The sequence below is a fragment of the Micromonospora sp. NPDC049175 genome (assembly GCF_043197345.1).
Lineage (GTDB): Bacteria > Actinomycetota > Actinomycetes > Mycobacteriales > Micromonosporaceae > Micromonospora.
Window position 1 is genome coordinate 1,088,912 of sequence record NZ_JBICSY010000002.1, and the last position, 19,764, is coordinate 1,108,675.

Sequence of the window (19,764 nt, forward strand, 5' to 3'; positions counted from 1 at the left end):
CTGCGACCGACACGGGGAGGTAGCGGGTGCCGGACAGCGACGGGTTCGACGAGTTCTACACGGGGAGCCGGCAACGGCTGCTCGGGTTCGTCTATGCCCTGACCGGCGACCGGGTCGAGGCTCAGGACGCCGTGCAGGAGGCGTACATCCGGGCGTGGCAGCGCTGGTCGACGGTCCGGGGGTACGACGACCCGGAGGCGTGGGTGCGGGTGGTGGCCAGCCGGGTCGCGGTCAGCCGGTGGCGCAGCCTGCGCAGTCGTGCCCGCGCGTACCTGCGGCACGGGGCCACCGAGACCGTTCCCGGCCCGGGCACCGACACCGTCGAGGTGGTCGCCGCCATGCGCCGGCTGCCCGAGGAGCAACGCGTCGCCATCGCCCTCTACTACCTGGTCGGCATGCCGGTCGCCGACGTGGCGCGGGAAACCGCGGCCCCGGTGGGCACCGTCAAGGCCCGCCTCTCCCGGGGGCGCGCCGCGCTCGCCGGTCTGCTCGCCGTCTCTGATCTGGAGGAGGCCACCGATGCGTGATGACCTGCCGTTCGTCGAGCAGATCCACAGTGACCTGCGGGATGTCCGGTGGCCGGCCCCGGAGGAGATCCGCTCCCGGGCCCGCCGTCGCAGCCAGCGCAGGATCGTGGTGGCCACCGTCGTGCTGGCGTTTGCCGGGCTCTCCGCGGTGGCGGTCGCCGCGCCGAGGAAGTCGCCGTCGCCGGCCCTGCCGGCCGCCGCGCCCTCGGCCGCGCCGACCCGGCACGAGATCACCACCGACGCTCTGTTGCCGCCAGCCGAGCTGTCGCAGCAGGTCGAGGTGCAGCTCAGCGACTCCGGGCTCGGTGAGCCGGTCCAACTGGATCACCAGCTCGACTACTGCCGGACGAGCCAGGGGCGCTCGGACGGCCGGAAGATGTCCATCCTGTCCCGCTCGCAGACCCTGGTGCACACGCAGTCTCCGAGCGTTGCCACGCAAAGCAAGGGCGTGTTGACGCAGGATCTCTTCCGAATGGTGCCCGAAGCGGCCACGCAGCTCTTCGCCGAACTGGACGAGTTGGTCGCACCCTGCGCCGAGTGGCGCAGCGTCGGGCAGGTGAAGACGGCGGAGGGCATCCGCACGATGGAGGCGGTCCACCGGTGGGCGGTGGTGCAGCGGGGCTTCGCCGGGGACGACGCCGCCATCCTGCGGGACTCGCTCACCGCCCCCCGGGACGTCCAGACCGGGCAGCCGCTCGCCGACGATCCGTCGCCCATTCTGGTGGCGGTCGTCCGGGTCGGCGACACCGTCTCGGTGCTCCGCCCCTGGGCGGGGGGCACCGAGGCGGACCTCGTGCGGCTCGCCGTGGCGGCGGCGGCCCGGATGTGCGCCGCCGCCAACCCGTCCTGCTGACCCCCGGTCCGCGGAGCGGCCTCAGAGCGGGATGTTGCCGTGCTTCTTCGGCGGCAGGGTCTCCCGCTTGGTACGCAGCACGCGCAGCGCCCGGACGATCTGGGTGCGCGTCTCGTGCGGGGCGATCACCGAGTCGATGTAGCCGCGCTCGGCGGCCACGTACGGGTTGGCCAGGGTGTCCTCGTACTCGGCGATCTTCTCGGCGCGGACCGCCGCCGGGTCCTCCGCGCCGGCCAGCTCGGAGCGGTAGAGGATGTTCACCGCGCCCTGTGCGCCCATCACCGCGATCTGGGCGGTCGGCCACGCGAAGTTCAGGTCCGCGCCCAGGTGCTTGGAACCCATCACGTCGTACGCCCCGCCGTACGCCTTGCGGGTGATCACGGTGACCTTGGGGACGGTGGCCTCGGCGTACGCGTAGATGAGCTTGGCGCCCCGGCGGATGATGCCGTCCCACTCCTGGCCGGTGCCGGGCAGGAAGCCGGGCACGTCCACGAAGGTCAGCACCGGGATGTTGAACGCGTCGCAGGTGCGCACGAACCGGGCGGCCTTCTCCGAGGCGGCGATGTCCAGGGTGCCGGCGAAGTGCATCGGCTGGTTGGCGACGACGCCCACCGGGCGGCCCTCCACCCGGCCGTAGCCGACCACGATGTTCTGCGCGTAGAGCGGCTGGACCTCCAGGAACTCCCCGTCGTCGAGGACGTGCTCGATCACCCGGTGGATGTCGTACGGCTGGTTGGCCGAGTCCGGGATCAGCGTGTCCAACTGCCGGTCCTCGTCGCTGATCTCCAACGAAGCCGGTGCGTCGAAGACCACTGGCTCGTCGAGGTTGTTCGACGGCAGGTACGACAGCAGCGCCTTGACGTAGTCGACCGCGTCGTCTTCGTCGCTGGCGAGGTAGTGCGCGTTGCCGCTGCGGGTGTTGTGCGTGCGGGCCCCGCCCAGCTCCTCCATGCCGACGTCCTCGCCGGTCACCGTCTTGATCACGTCCGGTCCGGTGATGAACATGTGCGAGGTCTGGTCGACCATCACGGTGAAGTCGGTGACCGCCGGGGAGTAGACCGCGCCGCCCGCACAGGGCCCCACGACCAGGGAGATCTGCGGGATCACGCCGGAGGCCCGCACGTTGCGGAAGAAGATCTCGCCGTAGAGGCCGAGCGAGACCACACCCTCCTGGATGCGGGCGCCGCCGGAGTCGTTGATGCCGACCACCGGGCAGCCGATCTTCATGGCCAGATCCATCACCTTGACGATCTTCTCGCCGAAGACCTCGCCGAGCGAACCACCGAAGACCGTGAAGTCCTGCGCGAACACGCACACCTGCCGGCCGTCGACAGTGCCGTAGCCGGTGACCACACCGTCGCCGTACGGGCGGTTGCGCTCCAGCCCGAAGGCCGTGGACCGGTGCCGGGCCAGCTCGTCGAGTTCGACGAAGGAACCCTCGTCGAGCAGCATGTCGATCCGCTCACGGGCGGTCTTCTTGCCGCGCGCGTGCTGCTTCTCGACCGCGCGGGCCGACCCGGCGTGCACCGCCTCGTCGACCCGGCGCTCCAGGTCCGCCAGCTTGCCCGCGGTGCTGTGGATGTTGGTCCCGGTCTCGGTAGTCACCCAGGGAATATAACGATGGTTCAGGTCGGTGCCGCTGTGCAGTACCCCTCAGTGTCGACGCCACCACCGCCGTAGGCTGGCGGAATGTCGGGCTCCCCGTACACCGATCTGGACCGCCCGCCGCTGTCGGCGGCCCGGTTGCGCCGCGCGCTGGTCGCGCCGAACGGGCCGTGGGCCCGACTGGAACTGCGCGCCGAGACCGGCTCCACGAACGCCGACGTGGCCGAGGCGGCCCGGGCCGGCGAACCCGAGGGTCTGGTCGTGGTGGCCGAGCGGCAGACCGCCGGGCGTGGCCGGCGCGGCCGGGTCTGGCAGTCGCCACCCCGGGCCGGCATCGCGACAAGCGTGCTGCTGCGGCCCGGTGTGGCCGTGCCGGACCGCGACTGGCGGCCCGCGCCACCCACCGGGTACGGGTGGCTGCCGTTGCTGGCCGGCGTGGCGCTGGTCGAGGCGGTGGCCCGGCTGGCCGAGCTGGACGCCACCCTGAAGTGGCCCAACGACCTGCTGATCGACGGCGCGAAGTGCGCGGGTGTGTTGGCCGAGGCGGTGCCCGGACGTTCACCGGACCAACCGCCGGCCATCGTGCTGGGCATCGGGCTCAACGTGACGCTGCGCGCCGACGAGCTGCCGGTGAATCCGACCGGGCTGCCGGCCACCTCGTTGCAGTTGGCCGGTGCCACGGCGACAGACCGGGACCCGCTGTTGCGGGCGCTGCTGCGGGCGGTCGCCGACTGGTACGACAGGTGGCGCTCGGCGGGTGGCGACGCGGTGGCCAGCGGCCTGCGCGACGCCTACCTGGCGGCGTGCGCGACGATCGACCGTGAGGTACGCGTCCTGCTCCCCGACGGCGAGACTCTCACCGGCACCGCCACCGGAGTCGACCCGGACGGCCAACTGATGGTCACGACAGCTACCGGAGCGCGCACCCTGGCCGCCGGGGACGTCCTGCACCTCCGCTGACCGCCCTCCCCGCGATCGTGCGGTGCCGGTCGGGCCAGATCGGGTGCGCGCCGCGCGACGACGACCGAGAGTGCAAGATCGCGGAGAGCGGTGGGGGCCGCGTGGCGGATGTCGGCGTGGGGCTTGTGGGGTTTACCGTCGGCGCGTCCCGAAAATGGCGATGGAGGTTGTCGTGGCGTTTCCTGAAGACGTGCTCACCGCGGACGAGCATGTCGTGCTCCATCTGCACCCGCACTGGAAGGCGCTGATCCGGCCGATCCTGGTGCTGGTGCTGGCCATCGCCGCGGTGGTGGTCGGTGTGCTCCTGCTGCCCGAGGGTGGTGGCGGTTCGGTCGCGCTGGCCGTGATCGGAGTGATCGCCATGGTCGGGGTGCTCTGGCTCGGGCTGTGGCCGTTCCTGGTCTGGCGCACCACGCACTACCTGTTCACAAACGAGCGAGTCCTGCTACAGCAGGGTGTCTTCTCCCGCGACCGGCGGGACCTCCCGCTCGCCCGGGTCAACGACCACTCGATGAACCAGCGGTTCGTCGAGCGCCTGCTCGGCTGCGGCACGCTCACCATCGAGTCGGCAGGTGAACGCGGTCAGTCGGTGCTTGCCGACGTGCCGGACGTCGGAAAGGTGCAGACCACCCTGTACGAGTTGGTCGAGGCACAGCACGACAAGCACTCGCTGGGCGATGGCGAGATGCGCGACATGCTCGCCGACATGCAGGACGGCAAGCCGCTGCGGGACACCACGACCTGATCCGGGTCGACTGCGGTCGGGGCCCGCCTCGGCCGCAGTCCGTCGAGGCGGGGTCAGTCGGTCGGTTCGGCCCGCGACGGGCCGTCTCCGGGGCTGATCTCGGCCGAGCCGGCGTCGGGCGGACCACCCGCCGGCTGGCCGGCGTCGGACGATCCGCTCCCGGTCGGGTCAGCCCCGGTCGGGCGCGCCTCGGTCGGTTCGGCCTCGGTCGCTTCGACCCCGCCTGGGCCGGCCCCGCCTGGGCCGGTCTCGGTCGGTTCGGCCCCGCCTGGGCCGGCCTCGGTCGGTTCGGCCTCGGTCGGTCGGACGGCGAACCAGCCACGGAAGCGGGTCCGCAGCACCTCCTGCTCGGGCCGGTCGTCCGGGCCGAGACGCAGCATGGTGCCGGTGAGGCTGACGGTGCCGAGCCCCGGGCGGGCGGTCGACGGTCGGGCGCCCATCACGTCGACCCGGACGGCGAGCCGGTCGCCGGCGCGCACGGGGGCGAGCCAGCGCAGCTCTTCCAGGCCGGGGGACGCGTCCGCGGCCGCCCGGGACAGCAGGTGGTCGACGTACGCGCGCATGAACAGGCTGACCGTGTAGAACCCGCTGGCGATCAGTCCGCCGTGCCGGCTGGCACCGGCCAGGTCGGCATCGACGTGGTACCACTGCGGGTCGAAACGGCGGGCGAAGGCGACCATCTCGTCGCCGTCCACGGTGACCACACCGAGGTCGACGGTGAGCCCCGGGACAAGATCCTCGAAGAACAGCTCGGCGGGTTGCCCGGTGCCGGAGCGAGCGTCGGGCGTCGTCACCGGCGGGGAGCGCGGCGAGTGCTGACCTGCAACTCCGCGGCGAGTTCCGCGTCCAGGTCCGCGGCGGGGCTGACGCTCAACCGGGGGCGGCCCTGGGGCGGCGCGCCGGGCGGTGGTTCGGCGCGTCGCGCGGCCTCCGCCTCCTCCAGCTCCGAGACGGATTCGGCCAGCTCGGCGACCGGGTCCATCTCCGCCATGGTGTCCCACTCGTCGCGTGGAATGTCGTGCCAGGTGGGCTCGGTCTTCGCCTCGTCGTCATCGGTGACGGGCTGGAAGACGAAGGTCCGGTACGACCAGAACCGGAACAGCGTGGCCAGCAGGACGCCCGCGGTCTTGGCCACGTTCAGTGCCAGCAGGCCGTGGACGCCGAGGCCGTACTTGGCCGCCGCCACGGCACCCAACTCGATGATCAGGCCAGCCCCGTTGAACAGGAAGAACAGGACGTACTCCCGGCGCATCGCCGATTTCGGGCGATCCCGGTACGTCCAGTGCCGATTCATGAAGTACGACGTGATCGTGGCGACGACGGTCGCAATCACCGTCGCCTTCAACTGACCATTGACGAAAACGGTCAGTGCAAGGGCGTTGAACACCGCGTAATTGATGACGGTGTTGATGCCACCGACGATGCCGAACTTGAGCGCCTCGTGGATGAACTTCTGCCAGCGCTCAGGCAGCAGGCGGACAAGACGCATGCGAAACACCTTAGGGCAGTCGGTGCGGCCGGCGATCACCGGCCGAACGAGGTGGGCGGCAGGTCACGCCCCGTGATCACGGTCGGGATCCACCTGCGGAAGGGTCGGGGTTCCCGCTTCGACGAAGACGAACCGCCGGTACGACCAGAATCGAAACAGCGTGGCGAAGCCCGTGCCGACGATGTAGCTGGCGAGGTTGTCCGCCAGGCGGGTCTGGAACACCGCCGGCCAGATGGCTCCCAGCCCGTAGTGGCTGAGCGCGAGGCAGGCCACCGTGATGCCGAGACCGACCGCGTTGAAGAAGAAGAACAGCGCGTACTCGCGGGCCGCGTTGTTGCGCTGGCGGTGCCGCCAGGTCCAGAACCGGTTGCCCACGAAGGCGACGGAGGCCGCGATCACTGTCGAGATCGTCTTCGCCGTCACCTGTTCGACGTCCTGCTGACTCAACAGGTAGTTGAAGAGCGTGAAGTCGACGAGGAAGGCGAAACCACCCACCGTGGCGAATTTGCCCATCTCGCGGATCAGGTGACCGAAGCGGTCGAGGAGTATGCCGACGAGACCCCGTCGGGTCTGCCGGGGACCCGGTTGTTCCCCGGTCATCGTGGCGGCCACGAAGGCAGCCTACCGGCTCTGGACCAGTCAGCGGGGTAGCTACGGCAAGCGGGCGTGGTCGCCCGTCGCTACTGATCACCGTGTGCGAAACCGTCGTACGCAGCGTAACCAAATGGGAGGACTGACGCGCCTCGGAACGGGAATCCACGCACCGGTCGGCGGGGCAGGTCCACGGCCCCACCGCGACAAGCGTCCGCCGGGGCGCACAACAAGATTTGCGTGAAACTGCGCGGGAAAGCGGGTATCAGATCGTGATGCCGCAGCGTGGCCGTAGCTTGTGCAGTTCTTCACAACCTGTCCCACTGACTCGGAAGGCTGCCCGGTTTACGCTGAGGCCAATCCCAGGTTTCCACGAAGGCGACGCATCGCGCCGCCGAGTCTCGTGCATCCCATAGATCGGTCAGCGTCGACCACAAGGAGATGTGTCATGGTTGCTCCGGCTGTTGTGCGGGGTATTGATCAGGCCCCGACGTCCCATCCGAAACTGCTCGCCTGGGTCCGTGAGGTCGCGGAACTGACCACCCCCGACCGGGTCGTCTGGGTGGACGGGTCCGACGAGGAGTGGCGCCGCCTCACCGACGAGCTGGTCGAAGCCGGCACGCTGATCCGGCTGAACCCGGAGAAGAAGCCCAACTCGTTCTACGCGCGTACCGACCCGACGGACGTCGCCCGGGTCGAGGAACGCACCTACATCTGCTCCGTCGACGAGGCGGACGCCGGCCCCACCAACAACTGGATGGCGCCGCCGGAGATGAAGCGGACCATGACCGAGTTGTACCGCGGCTCGATGCGGGGCCGGACCATGTACGTCATCCCGTTCGTCATGGGCCCGGTCGAGGCCGAGTCCCCGATGTTCGGTGTCGAGATCACGGACAGCCCCTACGTGGTCGCCTCCATGCGCATCATGACGCGGATGGGCACCCGTGTCCTCGAGGCGCTGGGCGACGACGCGGACTTCGTGCACGCGTTGCACTCGATCGGCGCCCCGCTCGCCCCTGGCCAGCAGGACGTCGCCTGGCCGTGCAACGAGACCAAGTACATCTCGCACTTCCCGGAGACCCGGGAGATCTGGTCGTACGGCTCCGGTTACGGCGGCAACTCGCTGCTCGGCAAGAAGTGCTACTCGTTGCGGATCGCCAGCGTGATGGGTCGCGACGAGGGCTGGCTCGCCGAGCACATGCTGATCCTCAAGATCACCTCGCCGGAGGGCAAGGTCCACCACATCGCCGGCGCGTTCCCCTCGGCCTGCGGTAAGACCAACCTGGCGATGGTGGAGCCGACCATCCCCGGTTGGAAGGTCGAGACCATCGGCGACGACATCGCCTGGATGCGGTTCGGCCCGGACGGCCGCCTCTACGCGGTCAACCCGGAGTACGGCCTGTTCGGTGTCGCGCCCGGCACCGACTGGAAGACGAACGCCAACGCCATGCGCACCCTGGACCGGGGCAACTCCGTCTTCACGAACGTCGGCCTCACCGATGACGGCGACGTCTGGTGGGAGGGCATGGGTGAGCCGCCGGCGCACCTGATCGACTGGAAGGGCAACGACTGGACGCCGGAGAGCGAGGGCCTCTCCTCGCACGCGAACAGCCGGTTCTGCACCCCGATCACCCAGTGCCCGATTCTCGCCGACGAGTACTTCGACCCCAACGGCGTGCCGATCGACGCGATCCTCTTCGGTGGCCGTCGTAAGGACACCATCCCGTTGGTGACCGAGGCCCGCGACTGGGTGCACGGCGTCTACATGGGTGCCACGCTCTCGTCGGAGACGACGGCCGCCGCGTCCGGCGCGGTCGGCGTGGTCCGCCGGGACCCGATGGCGATGCTGCCGTTCATCGGCTACCACGCGGGCGACTACTTCCGGCACTGGATCGAGATGGGCAAGGGCACCGACGGCGACGAGGCGAAGCTGCCGAAGATCTACTACGTCAACTGGTTCCGCAAGGACCCGGACGGCTCGTTCCTCTGGCCCGGCTTCGGGGAGAACTCCCGGGTGCTCAAGTGGGTCGTCGAGCGGATCGAGGGCACGGCCGACGCGGTCGAGACCCCCGTGGGCATGGTGCCGACGCCCGAGTCGCTGGACGTCGAGGGCCTGGACATGACCCCGGAGGACGTCCGGATCGCGCTCAAGGTCGACCCGGACGAGTGGCGCAACGAGCTGCCGATGATCACCGAGTGGTTCGAGAAGTTCGGTGACAAGCTGCCCGGCGTGCTCTGGGCCGAGTTGGACGCGTTGCGCGCCCGCCTGGACGCCGTCCAGCCGCAGCGCTAGGTGTGAAGAGCGCCCCGCGTGGGCAACATCGGATCCCATGAGGACGGCCGCCGAGACCCAGGTCCGGCGGCCGTCCGCCGTCCGGGTGCTCACCATCCTGCTCGCGACGACGGCGGCGGCCACCGTCGTGGTCGAGCTGCTCAATTGGTGGTACGCCCCGGAGCAGGGCTTCGGGTTGGCCGTGCGGACCGGCTGGGCGATGCTGCGCTCGCTCGGCTTCCTGCTGCTGATCGGGCACGTTCGCCGGGGCCGGACGGTGGCCCGCCCGTTCGGGCTGATCCTCGCGGTCACCACGGTTTTCGCGGTCGGCCGGTTGATCGTGCCCCGGCAGGGGGTGCCACCGCTGCCCGGCCTGCTCGGCTTCGCCGTGCTCACCGCGCTCTGCGCCGCGGTGGTCTGGCTGCTGTACCGCTCGTCGGCGCTGGCCGGGCACCTGGTCCGGCACCGACCCCGGCTGGTCCTCGACCGTGCTGGTTTCTCCTGGCGGGAAACCCCGCCGCGCCGGCCGGAGGCGAACGCCTGGCTGTTGACCAGCCGGGTGGCGGCGTTCACCTACAGCCCACTGATGCTGGTGCCGGCCCTGGTGGCCGGCGGCTCCATCCTGGACGGCCGGCTGACCGCGCTACCCGCCGTGGTGTTCTGGTTCGGGGCCGGCATCACGGCCAGCTACGCGGTGTTGTTCTGCACCGCGTTCCTGATGCGCGGCAAGGACTGGGCACGCGGCCTGCTGGTCGGCGTCACACTTGTCGTGCTCGCCGTGGATCTGCCGCTGTGCTGGTGGCTGCTGGGCGTGGACGGCCTGGTCCGCGACGGCGCACCGCTGCTCGCCGCGGCCGGGCTCACCCTCTACGGCCTGCGCCGCGCGTCCCGCGCGGACGACGTCGACCCCGGCTGACGGCAGCACCACCCGCGCCCGGGCGGCTCGCAGCCTCCGTCTCTGGCCAGGTAGTCACAGCCGCTGTAGAGCTGCCCCAGAGGTGGGGCAGGTCTACAGGCGGTTGGACAGGTGGGCGGCCTCCGCAGCGCTGATGTCTCCCGGCATGGGTGGCCTGCTATTCGTCACGCCTGGACTGCTGGTGCCTGCCACGGCAGGAGATCGCCTTTCTGACGGCAGGAAGTCAGCGTCGTGCGGGTGCGGCACGCACGAGCGGGCAGGGGGCAGGATGGCGGGTGGCGTCGGTCACAACGGTCGGCGTGGGAGGCGCAGGTGGATCGTCGGGCGGTGCGGGAACGGCACGGCCGCGCCGCGTTGGTCGGAGGGAGGCGCGGTGAGCGACGAGTTCGACGTGGTGGTGGTGGGAGCGGGGCCGGCCGGGGCGGCCGCGGCGTTGACGGCACGCCGGGCGGGCGCGAGCGTGCTGCTGCTGGACCGGGCCGACTTTCCCCGGGACAAGGCGTGTGGTGACGGGATCGCCGCGCACTCGGTGGACGTGCTCGCCGAGCTGGGGGTGACCGAGGCGGTGGCGGGCTACGCGCCGCTTCCCGCGTTGCGGATGATCGCGCCGGGTGGTGGCGCCGTGGCGCGGGCGCTGCCCCGACCCGCGTACACGGTGCCCCGGGAGGTCTTCGACGCGCGGCTGGTGGCGGCGGCCGTGGCGGCCGGCGCGCAGTTGCGCCGGCACACCGTGCGCCGGGTCGAGCCGCGCGCCGACCGGGTGGTGCTCGACGGGGAGGTGTCCGGCCGGGTGGTGGTGGGCGCCGACGGCGCCGCTTCGGTGGTGCGTCGGGCGCTCGGGCACCCGCAGAATCCCGACCGGCACCTGGCGCTTGCCATCCGGGGGTACGCGCCGGCCCTGCCCGGCCCGTCCGAGCAGCTCATCGTCACCTCGAAGGCGCGCTGGCCGGCGTACGCCTGGTCGTTTCCGATCGGCGACGGTCGGGCGAACGTCGGGTACGGGGAGGTGCTGCGCGGTGAGCCGTTGAGCCGGGCCTACCTGCTGGACCGGCTGGCCGCGCTGCTGCCCGGCACCGACCTGGACACGGTGACCGCGTTGCGCGCCCATCACCTGCCGCTGTCCACCCACCGGCCGACACCGGGCCGTGGCCGCACGTTGCTGGCCGGGGACGCGCTGTCACTGATCAATCCGTTCACCGGGGAGGGAATCTTCTACGCCCTGCTCTCCGGTGCGCTCGCCGGCACGGCGGCGGCCCAGTCTCCCGAAGCGGCAGCCAGCCGCTACGCGCACGGGTTGCGCCGCCGCCTCGGCACCCACCTGCGGCACAGTTCGGTCGCGGCCTGGTTGGCGCGACGCCGCCGGGTGGTGGACGCGGCGGTCCGGGCGGCCCGGCGGGACGACCGGGTGTTCTACGACGTGGTCGAGCTGGGACTGGGTGACGGACGGCTCACCGCCCGTACGCTGGCGATGATCGGCATCGGTCTGCCGGGCCGGGATGGGGCTCCGAGGCGGTGATCTGACCGAAGGGTCGCTACGCTGCTAGGTGATGACGCTGCGGGACCTTATCTACTCCGTGTACGAGCGCCGGCTCACGGCGAAGCTCGCGGGTAAGCCGGTGCCCCGGCACGTCGGGGTGATGTGCGACGGCAACCGCCGCTGGGCGAGGGAGATGGGCTTCGTCGACCCGAACGACGGGCACCGGGTCGGCGCGGCGAAGATCAAGCATGTCCTCGGCTGGTGTGACCAGGCCGGCATCGGGCACGTGACCCTCTACCTGCTGGCCACCGACAACCTGCGCCGACCGGCAAGTGAGCTGGACCCCCTCCTCAAGATCATTGAGGATCTGGTGGTGGAGTTGTCGGAGGAGGGCAACCCCTGGCGGTTGCGCATCGTCGGCGCGCTCGACCTGCTCCCGGCGCAGACCGCGGCGGCGCTCAAGGGCGCCGAGGAACGCACCCGCGAGCGCACCGGCGGCGCGGAGGTCAACATCGCGGTGGGCTACGGCGGTCGTCGGGAGATCACCGACGCGGTCCGCTCGCTGCTGTTGGAGCACGCCGCCTCCGGCGGCACGATCGAGGAGTTGGCCGAGGTGCTGGACGTCGAGCACATCGCCGAGCACCTCTACACCCGTGGCCAGCCCGACCCCGACCTGGTCATCCGCACCAGCGGGGAGCAGCGGCTGTCCGGCTTCATGCTCTGGCAGTCCGCGCACTCGGAGTTCTACTTCTGCGAACTCAACTGGCCGGATTTCCGGCACATCGACTTCCTGCGCGCCCTGCGCTCGTACGCGACGAGACAACGCCGCTACGGCGCCTGAGCCGGCGGCGGGCGACGCCTCTGTCGCCGCGCGGCCGGGTCAGGGCAGGTGGGTCAGCGCCTGGGTGAGGAAGTCGCCCAGGGCGGCCGGTGACTCGATCGTCAGGTCCGCGGCGTTGGCCACCTCGTGGCCGGTCTCCGGGTTGGCCACGGCCACGCAGATGCCGAGGAAGTCCGGATCGGCGGCGGCGCGGGCGCGCAGCGCGGCGAAGGCCTTGATGTCCGAGACGTCGTCACCGAAATACCAGGCCCCGGTGGCGCCCTTGATCGCCTCGCCGATCACCATGCCCTTGTCCCGGTCGACAGGGGGTTTGAGCTCCAGCACCATCCGCCCGGCCTGCACGCGCAGCCCCAGTCGGTCGGCCTGCGCCTGCCCCCACTGCTGCACGGTGGAGCCGAGCTGCGGGGCGGTACGCCAGTGCAGGGCGACGGAGAGCCGCTTGTATTCCACAAGCGTGCCGGGTGGCAGCTCGGCCCGGGCGAGGTCGGCCAGCTCCACCATTGTCGGCACCCAGGGCAGCGCGGCCGGCTCGGTGACGGTCTCCCCGCCGGAGTGGCTGTGCTCCAGCCCGTAGAGGCCGTAGAGGTCCACGCCGGTGAGCCCGCCGAGCTGATCCCGAAGGAACTCGACGGGCCGGGCGGAGACGATCGCGACCCGCTGCACGACCGGGGCCAGGGCCTCGATCGCGGCCAACGCCTTGGGCGCCGGGCGTACCGCGGTCGGATCGTCGTCGACGGGCGCGAGTGTGCCGTCGAAGTCGAAGAAGAGCACGGTCCCGGCCGCCCGGCTGGCGGTGGTCCGCCAGGCCTGGTCGGCGTTCAACGGGGTTCTCGGCTGGTGGTTGCCCAGATTCAACGGCGGCACGCGCGTCAGCGTACCCCGGCGATGAAGGCTCATTCCTGGCCGAGCGGACCCGTTGCGGGTGGGCGATCAGCGTTCGGCGGCTCCCCGTCCACGCCGGCCGAACGGCACCACCGCCGCGTCCTGGCCGTGGCTCAGGAGGTAGCCCTCCACAAACCCGGTGTTGCGATCGCCGGTGTGGTTCTCGATCTCGTTGAGTCGTGCCACCAGGAATTCGGTGAGCGCGCTGATCCGGTCGTTCATGCGCTCGTGCAGTTCGGCGACGACGGCCAGGACGACCGCGGTGCCGGCGGCGATCAGCACGAAGAGGTTGACGAGCAGCGGAAGCTGCCCGCCGTCGACCGCGAGGGTCACCGCGTTGCCGGTCGCCCACAGTGTCATCGACACCGTCGCGACCACGACTGCCAACCACTTCAGGGTCATGGACAGACCCCTCCTTTGTCCCGCAGGGCTGGGTTCGGCCTTGTCCCGTCCCCCCGCCGATGACGAGCCCAAGCAGTACGAGTAGGGACGCTAGCGTGCCCGTTCCGGCCCCGGAGGCAAACGAATAAACCTGACCAGGCGTTCTTTCGCCATCTGAGGAACTACCCTGCTTGATTGCCTCTATTTCGGACATCGACCGGCAACGTTGGGCGGTATGCGAGATATCTGATGGTTTCCCGGATGTGGAACTTCTCCGCGTCCGACACGTTCGGATCGACCAGGCGGCGGAGCAGGGCCTCCACGTCCGGGTCCATCGGAGGGGCGGGCTGGCCGCCGCGGGGGCCGGCCGCGGTGCGGTCCCAGCCGAGCGCGGCGAAGGCGGCCGCCGGATTCAGACCCAGGCCCTCGCAGAAGGCGACCACCCGTTCGGCCTCCGGGTCGCTGGCCCAGTCGCCCCGGACCCACCTGTTGATGGTCTGCCGGGAGACCCCGGTGCGCCGGGACACCTCGGTGCCGCTCCAGGCTCGGGTCGCTCGTGCCTCGTCCAGGGCGCGGCGGACGAAGGTGGCGAAGGCGATCTTCCGCGCATTGGCCGTCTCGGTCACCCCGTGACCGTACGGCCAGCCGCTGGCGAGCGCGCGCCCCGGCTCGCCACTGTCACGCCTACGTGACGGGATCTTCGGATTTCCGGTAAACGAGTCAGTGCCACTGTTGAGGGGTGTCACGCGGGCAGAATAGATGCCCGTAGTGGCGAGCGTAAGCGGACGAAAAGCTGATACTGTCACGCCCATGGGACAATCTACGGTGTGTCACGTGCATGAGACGATTGGTGCTCACATGCGTCACGCCCCCGGTTCGGAGGGGGTGTGGTGACCGAGCTCGCCACCCGCGCCCAGGCCTTCGGGCTGATCGCCGAGGGGGTGGCCGCGGGGCTGACCGCCCCCTGGCGCCTCTACCTCGCCCGAGGCTGCCGCTACCTGTCGCTGAGCGTCGGCGACCGCGCCGAGTGGAACGCCTGGCGTACCCATCTCGGCTGCCCGGAGCTGAGCGTCCGGGTCTACGACGCCGGCGGCGAGATCCGCCGCTCCTCGGTGGCCGAGATCGTGCTGGACGGCTGCCGGATCAGCGTCGAGCTGGTCGAGGAGGTCAGCACCGACGACCTGGACCGGCTGCTCGTCGCCGATCCCACCACGATCGAGCCGGAGGAGCGATGACCGGGCGTCCGAGCCGGGCCGGGGCCGCCCGATGAGCCCGTTCCTCGCGGTGTTCCTCGTCCTGGTGCTCGGCGCGACGAGCTACGCGGCCGGCCGGTTGCACGGGCAGCTCAGCTACCGCATCGGCTACCGCTTCGGCTACCGGCAGGGCTACTTCGACGGTGACCGGGGCGCCTGGAACCGGCGTCGCCGCGACGCCCAGGCCGCGATCGCCTCCGCCCTGTCGGTGTCCCCGGCAGAGGTCGTCCGCTCGGCCAGCACCGTCGCCCGCGCCGGCACCACGTACACCGGCTCGTCGTTCAGCGCGCCGGCCGCCCCGATCACCGGGCGGCACCCGACCGGCACGCTCGTTCGGCGTACCGGTTGAGGTCGGTCGGCGGGCGTGGGCCCGCCGACCGGCACCACCGACGCGGTGCGTCGTCCGCGGCGGACACGCACCGTCGGGGTCACGTCAGACCGGTGACGGTGGCCCCAACCCGGCCGGGGTGCGCGCAGGGGGCATGCATCCCGGCCGGTTCCGCCGCCCCCGCCGCCGGCCTTCCCGGTGGTGCGGGGCCCCGCGAAGCCGTGTTCACACGCCCGTCTAGGTAGATCCACGTTCGCCCCCTAGCCGGGAGGGTCCGGCGGGGCTAGCGTCTAGCTATGGCACGGGGTTCTCCCGGGCCAGCCGGTCCGCCCGGATCTGCGACCTCGCGCATGGGGTTCCGCATCCGACCCCGTGTCCCCGGGCACCGGAGGAGGCGGAACACGGGTGGCGGGTGCCCATCCGTCGGAGCAGGCCTGTGACGACTCGCCGTACCACCGCCGGTGCCGACCAGACCCCGGCCGCGACTGCCACGACCCGCCGTGCCACCAGGAGCCGCCGTACGGCGGCCGCCGCGCCGGCCGACCCGAAGGAGCCACGACCAGCCGGCCAGGCCTTTGTCCTGGACACGTCCGTGTTGCTCTCCGACCCGGCGGCGTTCCACCGGTTCGCGGAGCACGAGGTGGTGCTGCCTCTGGTGGTCATCACCGAACTGGAAGGCAAGCGGCACCATCCGGAGCTGGGCTGGTTCGCCCGGCAGTCGCTGCGGATGTTGGACGACCTACGGGTCCGGCATGGCCGACTCGACCGACCGGTGCCCGCCAACGACGTCGGTGGCACCCTGCGAGTGGAGCTCAACCACACCGACGACGGCGTGCTGCCGCCCGGTTTCCGGACCGAGAGCAACGACGCCCGGATCCTGTCCGTCGCGCTCAACCTCGCCGCCGAGGGGCGGGAGGTCACCCTGGTCAGCAAGGACATGCCGCTGCGGGTCAAGGCGGCCTCGGTGGGCCTGCGCGCCGACGAGTACCGGCACGGCCAGGCCAGTGACCCGACCTGGACGGGCATGTCCGAGCTGGACCTGACCGACGAGCAGATCGGGTCGCTGTACGCCGGCGAGACGCTCGACCTCGACGAGGCGGCCGGTCTGCCCTGCCACACCGGCCTGGTGTTGCACTCGGGGCGGGGCTCCGCGCTCGGCCGGGTGCTGCCGGACAAGTCGGTCCGGCTGGTGCGGGGCGACCGCGAGGCGTTCGGCCTGCACGGCCGCTCCGCCGAGCAGCGCATCGCGCTCGACCTGCTGCTCGACGAGGCGATCGGGATCGTCTCGCTGGGCGGCCGGGCCGGCACCGGCAAGTCGGCGTTGGCGCTCTGCGCCGGGCTGGAGGCGGTGATGGAGCGCCGCCGGCACAAGAAGGTGATCGTGTTCCGCCCGCTGTACGCCGTCGGCGGCCAGGAGCTGGGCTACCTGCCCGGCTCGGAGTCGGAGAAGATGTCGCCGTGGGCCCAGGCGGTCTTCGACACGCTCGGCGCGGTGGTGCACGAGAACGTGCTGGAGGAGGTCACCTCGCGGGGCATCCTGGAGGTGCTGCCGCTCACCCACATCCGGGGGCGCAGCCTGCACGACGCGTACGTGATCGTGGACGAGGCGCAGTCGCTGGAGCGTGGGGTGCTGTTGACGGTGCTGTCCCGCATCGGGCAGGGATCCCGGGTGGTGCTCACGCACGACGTGGCCCAGCGGGACAACCTGCGGGTGGGCCGGCACGACGGCGTGACCGCGGTCATCGAGGCGCTCAAGGGTCACCCGCTCTTCGCCCACGTCACACTCAGCCGGTCGGAGCGGTCGCCGATCGCCGCGATGGTCACGGATCTCCTGGAGGACATCCCGATCTGATGATGTTATGCGGGCTTTTGTCCGCATATTTTATGTGGCACAGATCACAAACAGCGTGGTTGGTTTCCCATCAGCCTCACTGTGCGCAATCGTGTCCCACGAGCGTCCACACACCATGGGCATCGTCGGCTGTCGAACGTCGCGAGACGGGCGATATCGGCGGCGGTCGGTGCGTCGGCGCGACCGGCAAACGGTCGGGGCGCTCGTGGCACGGTTGACGGTCCATTGCTGGCCCGCGCCGCGCCGCGTCCATGCCCCCGACGAAGGGACCGCTTCGTGAGTCGGCTGTGGAGCCGGTTGGGTGCCCGTACGGCTGCTGTGGCACTGCTCTCCGTGGGCGTTGCCGGCGGCTTCTACCTGGGCGAAGACCGGGAAACCCAGCAACAGGGGCTGACCGAGCAGGTCAGCCGCGAGGTCGACCAGGCCGACCTCGCGTACCAGCGCGAGCGGCAGTCCGCCCACCAGGTGCAGTTCTCCAAGCAGCGGGCCGCCGAATACCAGGCCAAGCTGCGGGCGGCGCAGGCCGCGAAGGAGGCCGCCGAACGCGCCCGCCGGGCCGAGGCCGCCGCGGCGTCCCGCAAGCGCGAGCGCGAGGCCGCGAACGCGCCCGCCAAGCCGTACGACGGGCCGATCCCGGCGTCCTGCGAGGAGTTCAGCGGCAACCGCAAGACCGGCTGCGCCCTGATGATCAGCTCGGGCTTCGGCATCTCCGAGTTCCCCTGCCTGGAGAAGCTCTGGACCAAGGAGAGCGGCTGGAACCACAAGGCCGCCAACAACTCGTCCGGCGCGTACGGCATTCCGCAGGCCCTGCCCGGCAGCAAGATGGGTACGGTCGCCGCCGACTGGCGGACCAACCCGGCCACCCAGATCACGTGGGGGCTGGGCTACATCAAGGGCCGGTACAAGTCGCCCTGCGGCGCCTGGACGTTCTTCCAGAACAACAACCACTACTGACGGCTTCCGAAGGCGGGGCCGGGTGGATCTCCACTCGCCCCGCCTTCGCGCGTACTCCGGACGGGACGCGAGTGGCGGTCGGCCGCTTTTGCTGATAGCAGTTGTCAGGTGACCCTGCACCCGTCAAGCGGCGACCCCTTCCGGTTCGGCACCGAGGCGTTCTACGCCTCGCTCGGCCGGGCGTTCGTCGCCATGTGCGCGGTGGTCCCGTTCCTCTTCCTCATCGAGGCCGTCGACCAGGGGCTCGCGTTCGGCCTCGACGCCAACGCCGGCATCATCCCGCAGCGCATCGAAGGGCTGGACGGGGTCTTCTTCTCCCCGTTCCTGCACCACGGCTTCGACCACCTCTACAGCAACAGCATCCCGCTGATCCTGCTGGGCACGTTCGTCCTGGCGGCCGGCGCCCGCCGCTTCCTCTGGTCGACCCTGGTCATCATCCTGGTCAGCGGGCTCGGCGTCTGGTTCACCGGATCGCCCAACTCGGTGGTGGTCGGCGCGAGCGGCGTCATCTTCGGCTACCTGGGCATCCTGCTCACCCGGGGCATCGTCGAACGCAGCTGGTGGAACTTCGCGGTCTTCCTGTTGGTCGGCCTGCTCTACGGCTGGCAACTCGTCGGCATCCTCCCCACCGACGAGCGGATCTCCTGGCAGGGCCACCTGTTCGGCCTGCTCGGCGGGGTGGTGGCGGCGATCCTGTTCCGCCGCCGACGCCCGGCGGTGGACGGGCCGGACTACTCGGGGTCCACGCTGAGCATGCCCTGACCAATTCCCCGGCGCGCCCCTGAGACGTGCTTGCCGGACCGCCGCCACCCGCCTACGGTCGAGATCAGCAAGCGTTGATCCGTAAGCGGAAAGCGACGGTACGCCATGCGTGAGGTCGATGTCGCCGTGATCGGGGCCGGTCCGGCCGGTCTCTTCGCCGCGTACTACGCCGGGTTCCGGGGGCTGTCCGTGGCGGTGATCGACGCGCTGCCCGAGCCCGGCGGTCAGGTCACCGCCATGTACCCGGAAAAGTTGATCCTCGACGTGGCCGGCTTTCCCGCCGTCAAGGGCCGGGACCTGGTGGCCAACCTTGTCGCACAGGCCGCCCCGTTCGATCCGCAGTACCTGCTCAACACCCGTGCCGAGAAACTCTCGTACGCCGACGACCGCCCGGTGCTCGGCCTGGCCGGGGGAGAGCAGCTCGGCTGCGGGGCGGTCGTGGTCACCGGTGGGCTCGGCAGCTTCAGCCCGCGTCCGCTGCCGTGCGCCGACGGCGCTCCCGGCACCGGGATCGTCTACTTCGTCACCGAGCCGACCGAACTGGCCGACCGGGACGTGCTGATCGTCGGTGGTGGCGACTCCGCCTTCGACTGGGCGTTGACGCTGCAACCACTTGCCCGTTCGGTGACCCTGGTGCACCGTCGGGAGAAGTTCCGGGCGCACGCCTCGACGGTCGCCCGAGTGCTGTCCCTGCCGGTGCGGGTGGTGGTCAACGCCGAGGTCAGCCGGCTGATCGGGGATGGCGCGGTGACCGCCGCCGAGGTGACCGTACGCGGTGGTGCCACCGAGACGCTGCCGGTGGACACCGTGGTCGCCGCGCTGGGCTTCACCGCCGACCTGGGCCCGCTCGCCGAGTGGGGGCTGCGTCTGGACCGCCGGCACATCCTGGTGGACAGCGCGATGGCCACAAACCTGCCGCGGGTCTTCGCGGCGGGCGACATCACCGAATACCCGGGCAAGGTGCGGCTGATCGCCACCGGCTTCGGCGAGGCGGCGACGGCTGTCAACAACGCGGCCGTGGCCATCGACCCGAGCGCGCACCTCTTCCCGGGGCACTCCTCCGACGCCGGTTGATG

General features: G+C 70.9%; 21 protein-coding genes and 1 pseudogene. 14 read left to right on the forward strand and 8 right to left on the reverse strand.

Translation table 11 applies throughout. The annotated features are described in order from the left end of the window. The first annotated feature begins 26 nt into the window (after nucleotides 1-26). Both ACGFH8_RS12120 and ACGFH8_RS12125 read left to right on the forward strand, forming a co-directional pair. Nucleotides 27-527, forward strand: a complete 501-nt coding sequence (locus ACGFH8_RS12120; protein ID WP_393366384.1) for a sigma factor-like helix-turn-helix DNA-binding protein — start codon at nucleotides 27-29, stop codon at nucleotides 525-527. Beyond that, the gene (locus tag ACGFH8_RS12125; protein ID WP_393366386.1) at nucleotides 520-1,380 is read left to right on the forward strand and encodes a hypothetical protein; all 861 of its coding nucleotides are present in this window, start codon (nucleotides 520-522) and stop codon (nucleotides 1,378-1,380) included. Before ACGFH8_RS12120 ends, ACGFH8_RS12125 begins: the two co-directional genes overlap by 8 nt. Nucleotides 1,381-1,401: 21 nt before the next feature. Here ACGFH8_RS12125 and ACGFH8_RS12130 read toward each other — a convergent pair whose 3' ends face one another. Beyond that, nucleotides 1,402-2,985, reverse strand: a complete 1,584-nt coding sequence (locus ACGFH8_RS12130) for an acyl-CoA carboxylase subunit beta (protein ID WP_393366388.1) — start codon at nucleotides 2,983-2,985, stop codon at nucleotides 1,402-1,404. Between the two features lie 84 nt (nucleotides 2,986-3,069). Between ACGFH8_RS12130 and ACGFH8_RS12135 the strand changes: the two genes are divergently transcribed. Then, nucleotides 3,070-3,945, forward strand: a complete 876-nt coding sequence (locus ACGFH8_RS12135; protein ID WP_393366389.1) for a biotin--[acetyl-CoA-carboxylase] ligase — start codon at nucleotides 3,070-3,072, stop codon at nucleotides 3,943-3,945. A 172-nt stretch (nucleotides 3,946-4,117) separates the two neighbouring features. After that, on the forward strand, nucleotides 4,118-4,690 hold the full coding sequence (locus ACGFH8_RS12140) for a PH domain-containing protein (RefSeq protein WP_393366391.1): 573 nt from the start codon (nucleotides 4,118-4,120) through the stop codon (nucleotides 4,688-4,690). A gap of 53 nt (nucleotides 4,691-4,743) precedes the next feature. Here ACGFH8_RS12140 and ACGFH8_RS12145 read toward each other — a convergent pair whose 3' ends face one another. The 4 genes and pseudogenes from ACGFH8_RS12145 to ACGFH8_RS12160 form a co-directional block, all read right to left on the reverse strand. Continuing rightward, nucleotides 4,744-5,484: a MaoC/PaaZ C-terminal domain-containing protein gene (locus ACGFH8_RS12145; protein WP_393366393.1), complete on the reverse strand. Its 741-nt coding sequence runs from the start codon at nucleotides 5,482-5,484 to the stop codon at nucleotides 4,744-4,746. After that, entirely contained in the window at nucleotides 5,481-6,179 is a 699-nt protein-coding gene (locus ACGFH8_RS12150; protein WP_393366395.1) for a GtrA family protein, read from the reverse strand. The genes ACGFH8_RS12145 and ACGFH8_RS12150 overlap by 4 nt, the downstream gene beginning before the upstream one ends. A gap of 63 nt (nucleotides 6,180-6,242) precedes the next feature. Then, nucleotides 6,243-6,779, reverse strand: a complete 537-nt coding sequence (locus ACGFH8_RS12155) for a GtrA family protein (RefSeq protein WP_393367085.1) — start codon at nucleotides 6,777-6,779, stop codon at nucleotides 6,243-6,245. A gap of 216 nt (nucleotides 6,780-6,995) precedes the next feature. Next, nucleotides 6,996-7,082, reverse strand: a pseudogene (locus ACGFH8_RS12160) (GtrA family protein); the annotation flags it as partial. A 136-nt stretch (nucleotides 7,083-7,218) separates the two neighbouring features. Between ACGFH8_RS12160 and ACGFH8_RS12165 the strand changes: the two are divergent. From ACGFH8_RS12165 to ACGFH8_RS12180, 4 genes are all read left to right on the forward strand, one after another. Next, nucleotides 7,219-9,063: a phosphoenolpyruvate carboxykinase (GTP) gene (locus tag ACGFH8_RS12165; RefSeq protein ID WP_393366396.1), complete on the forward strand. Its 1,845-nt coding sequence runs from the start codon at nucleotides 7,219-7,221 to the stop codon at nucleotides 9,061-9,063. 37 nt (nucleotides 9,064-9,100) lie between these two features. Further along, nucleotides 9,101-9,958: a hypothetical protein gene (locus tag ACGFH8_RS12170; RefSeq protein WP_393366398.1), complete on the forward strand. Its 858-nt coding sequence runs from the start codon at nucleotides 9,101-9,103 to the stop codon at nucleotides 9,956-9,958. 373 nt (nucleotides 9,959-10,331) lie between these two features. Next, nucleotides 10,332-11,474, forward strand: coding sequence for an NAD(P)/FAD-dependent oxidoreductase (locus tag ACGFH8_RS12175; protein ID WP_393366400.1), 1,143 nt, complete (start codon nucleotides 10,332-10,334; stop codon nucleotides 11,472-11,474). 31 nt (nucleotides 11,475-11,505) lie between these two features. Next, nucleotides 11,506-12,276 carry an isoprenyl transferase gene (locus ACGFH8_RS12180; RefSeq protein ID WP_393366402.1) on the forward strand — a complete coding sequence of 257 codons (771 nt, stop codon included), beginning with the start codon at nucleotides 11,506-11,508 and terminating at the stop codon, nucleotides 12,274-12,276. Between the two features lie 39 nt (nucleotides 12,277-12,315). Here the strand turns inward: ACGFH8_RS12180 and otsB are convergent, their stop codons facing one another. From otsB to ACGFH8_RS12195, 3 genes are all read right to left on the reverse strand, one after another. After that, entirely contained in the window at nucleotides 12,316-13,140 is an 825-nt protein-coding gene (otsB, locus tag ACGFH8_RS12185; protein ID WP_393366404.1) for a trehalose-phosphatase, read from the reverse strand. Between the two features lie 66 nt (nucleotides 13,141-13,206). Continuing rightward, nucleotides 13,207-13,560 carry a hypothetical protein gene (locus ACGFH8_RS12190; RefSeq protein WP_393366406.1) on the reverse strand — a complete coding sequence of 118 codons (354 nt, stop codon included), beginning with the start codon at nucleotides 13,558-13,560 and terminating at the stop codon, nucleotides 13,207-13,209. Nucleotides 13,561-13,721: 161 nt separating this feature from the next. After that, on the reverse strand, nucleotides 13,722-14,165 hold the full coding sequence (locus tag ACGFH8_RS12195; RefSeq protein ID WP_357241648.1) for an XRE family transcriptional regulator: 444 nt from the start codon (nucleotides 14,163-14,165) through the stop codon (nucleotides 13,722-13,724). A 264-nt stretch (nucleotides 14,166-14,429) separates the two neighbouring features. Between ACGFH8_RS12195 and ACGFH8_RS12200 the strand changes: the two genes are divergently transcribed. The 6 genes from ACGFH8_RS12200 to ACGFH8_RS12225 all read left to right on the forward strand — a co-directional run bounded on the left by ACGFH8_RS12200 (nucleotide 14,430) and on the right by ACGFH8_RS12225 (nucleotide 19,762). Next, nucleotides 14,430-14,774: a hypothetical protein gene (locus tag ACGFH8_RS12200; RefSeq protein WP_354995764.1), complete on the forward strand. Its 345-nt coding sequence runs from the start codon at nucleotides 14,430-14,432 to the stop codon at nucleotides 14,772-14,774. A gap of 31 nt (nucleotides 14,775-14,805) precedes the next feature. Next, on the forward strand, nucleotides 14,806-15,141 hold the full coding sequence (locus ACGFH8_RS12205; RefSeq protein ID WP_393366408.1) for a hypothetical protein: 336 nt from the start codon (nucleotides 14,806-14,808) through the stop codon (nucleotides 15,139-15,141). Between the two features lie 415 nt (nucleotides 15,142-15,556). Beyond that, nucleotides 15,557-16,972, forward strand: coding sequence for a PhoH family protein (locus tag ACGFH8_RS12210; RefSeq protein WP_393366410.1), 1,416 nt, complete (start codon nucleotides 15,557-15,559; stop codon nucleotides 16,970-16,972). A gap of 276 nt (nucleotides 16,973-17,248) precedes the next feature. After that, entirely contained in the window at nucleotides 17,249-17,926 is a 678-nt protein-coding gene (locus tag ACGFH8_RS12215) for a lytic transglycosylase domain-containing protein (protein ID WP_393366412.1), read from the forward strand. Nucleotides 17,927-18,034: 108 nt separating this feature from the next. After that, the gene (locus ACGFH8_RS12220) at nucleotides 18,035-18,688 is read left to right on the forward strand and encodes a rhomboid family intramembrane serine protease (RefSeq protein ID WP_393366414.1); all 654 of its coding nucleotides are present in this window, start codon (nucleotides 18,035-18,037) and stop codon (nucleotides 18,686-18,688) included. Between the two features lie 105 nt (nucleotides 18,689-18,793). Next, on the forward strand, nucleotides 18,794-19,762 hold the full coding sequence (locus ACGFH8_RS12225) for an NAD(P)/FAD-dependent oxidoreductase (protein WP_393366415.1): 969 nt from the start codon (nucleotides 18,794-18,796) through the stop codon (nucleotides 19,760-19,762). Nucleotides 19,763-19,764: the final 2 nt, after the last annotated feature.

What these genes read in the sequence shown, in the direction of transcription:
- ACGFH8_RS12155 (WP_393367085.1), bottom strand. Translation starts at nt 6,779, where the DNA reads ATGACCGGGGAACAACCGGGTCCCCGGCAGACCCGACGGGGTCTCGTC.
- ACGFH8_RS12165 (WP_393366396.1), top strand. Translation starts at nt 7,219, where the DNA reads ATGGTTGCTCCGGCTGTTGTGCGGGGTATTGATCAGGCCCCGACGTCC.
- ACGFH8_RS12125 (WP_393366386.1), top strand. Translation starts at nt 520, where the DNA reads ATGCGTGATGACCTGCCGTTCGTCGAGCAGATCCACAGTGACCTGCGG.
- ACGFH8_RS12205 (WP_393366408.1), top strand. Translation starts at nt 14,806, where the DNA reads ATGAGCCCGTTCCTCGCGGTGTTCCTCGTCCTGGTGCTCGGCGCGACG.
- ACGFH8_RS12225 (WP_393366415.1), top strand. Translation starts at nt 18,794, where the DNA reads ATGCGTGAGGTCGATGTCGCCGTGATCGGGGCCGGTCCGGCCGGTCTC.
- ACGFH8_RS12180 (WP_393366402.1), top strand. Translation starts at nt 11,506, where the DNA reads ATGACGCTGCGGGACCTTATCTACTCCGTGTACGAGCGCCGGCTCACG.
- ACGFH8_RS12170 (WP_393366398.1), top strand. Translation starts at nt 9,101, where the DNA reads ATGAGGACGGCCGCCGAGACCCAGGTCCGGCGGCCGTCCGCCGTCCGG.
- ACGFH8_RS12190 (WP_393366406.1), bottom strand. Translation starts at nt 13,560, where the DNA reads ATGACCCTGAAGTGGTTGGCAGTCGTGGTCGCGACGGTGTCGATGACA.
- ACGFH8_RS12150 (WP_393366395.1), bottom strand. Translation starts at nt 6,179, where the DNA reads ATGCGTCTTGTCCGCCTGCTGCCTGAGCGCTGGCAGAAGTTCATCCAC.
- ACGFH8_RS12135 (WP_393366389.1), top strand. Translation starts at nt 3,070, where the DNA reads ATGTCGGGCTCCCCGTACACCGATCTGGACCGCCCGCCGCTGTCGGCG.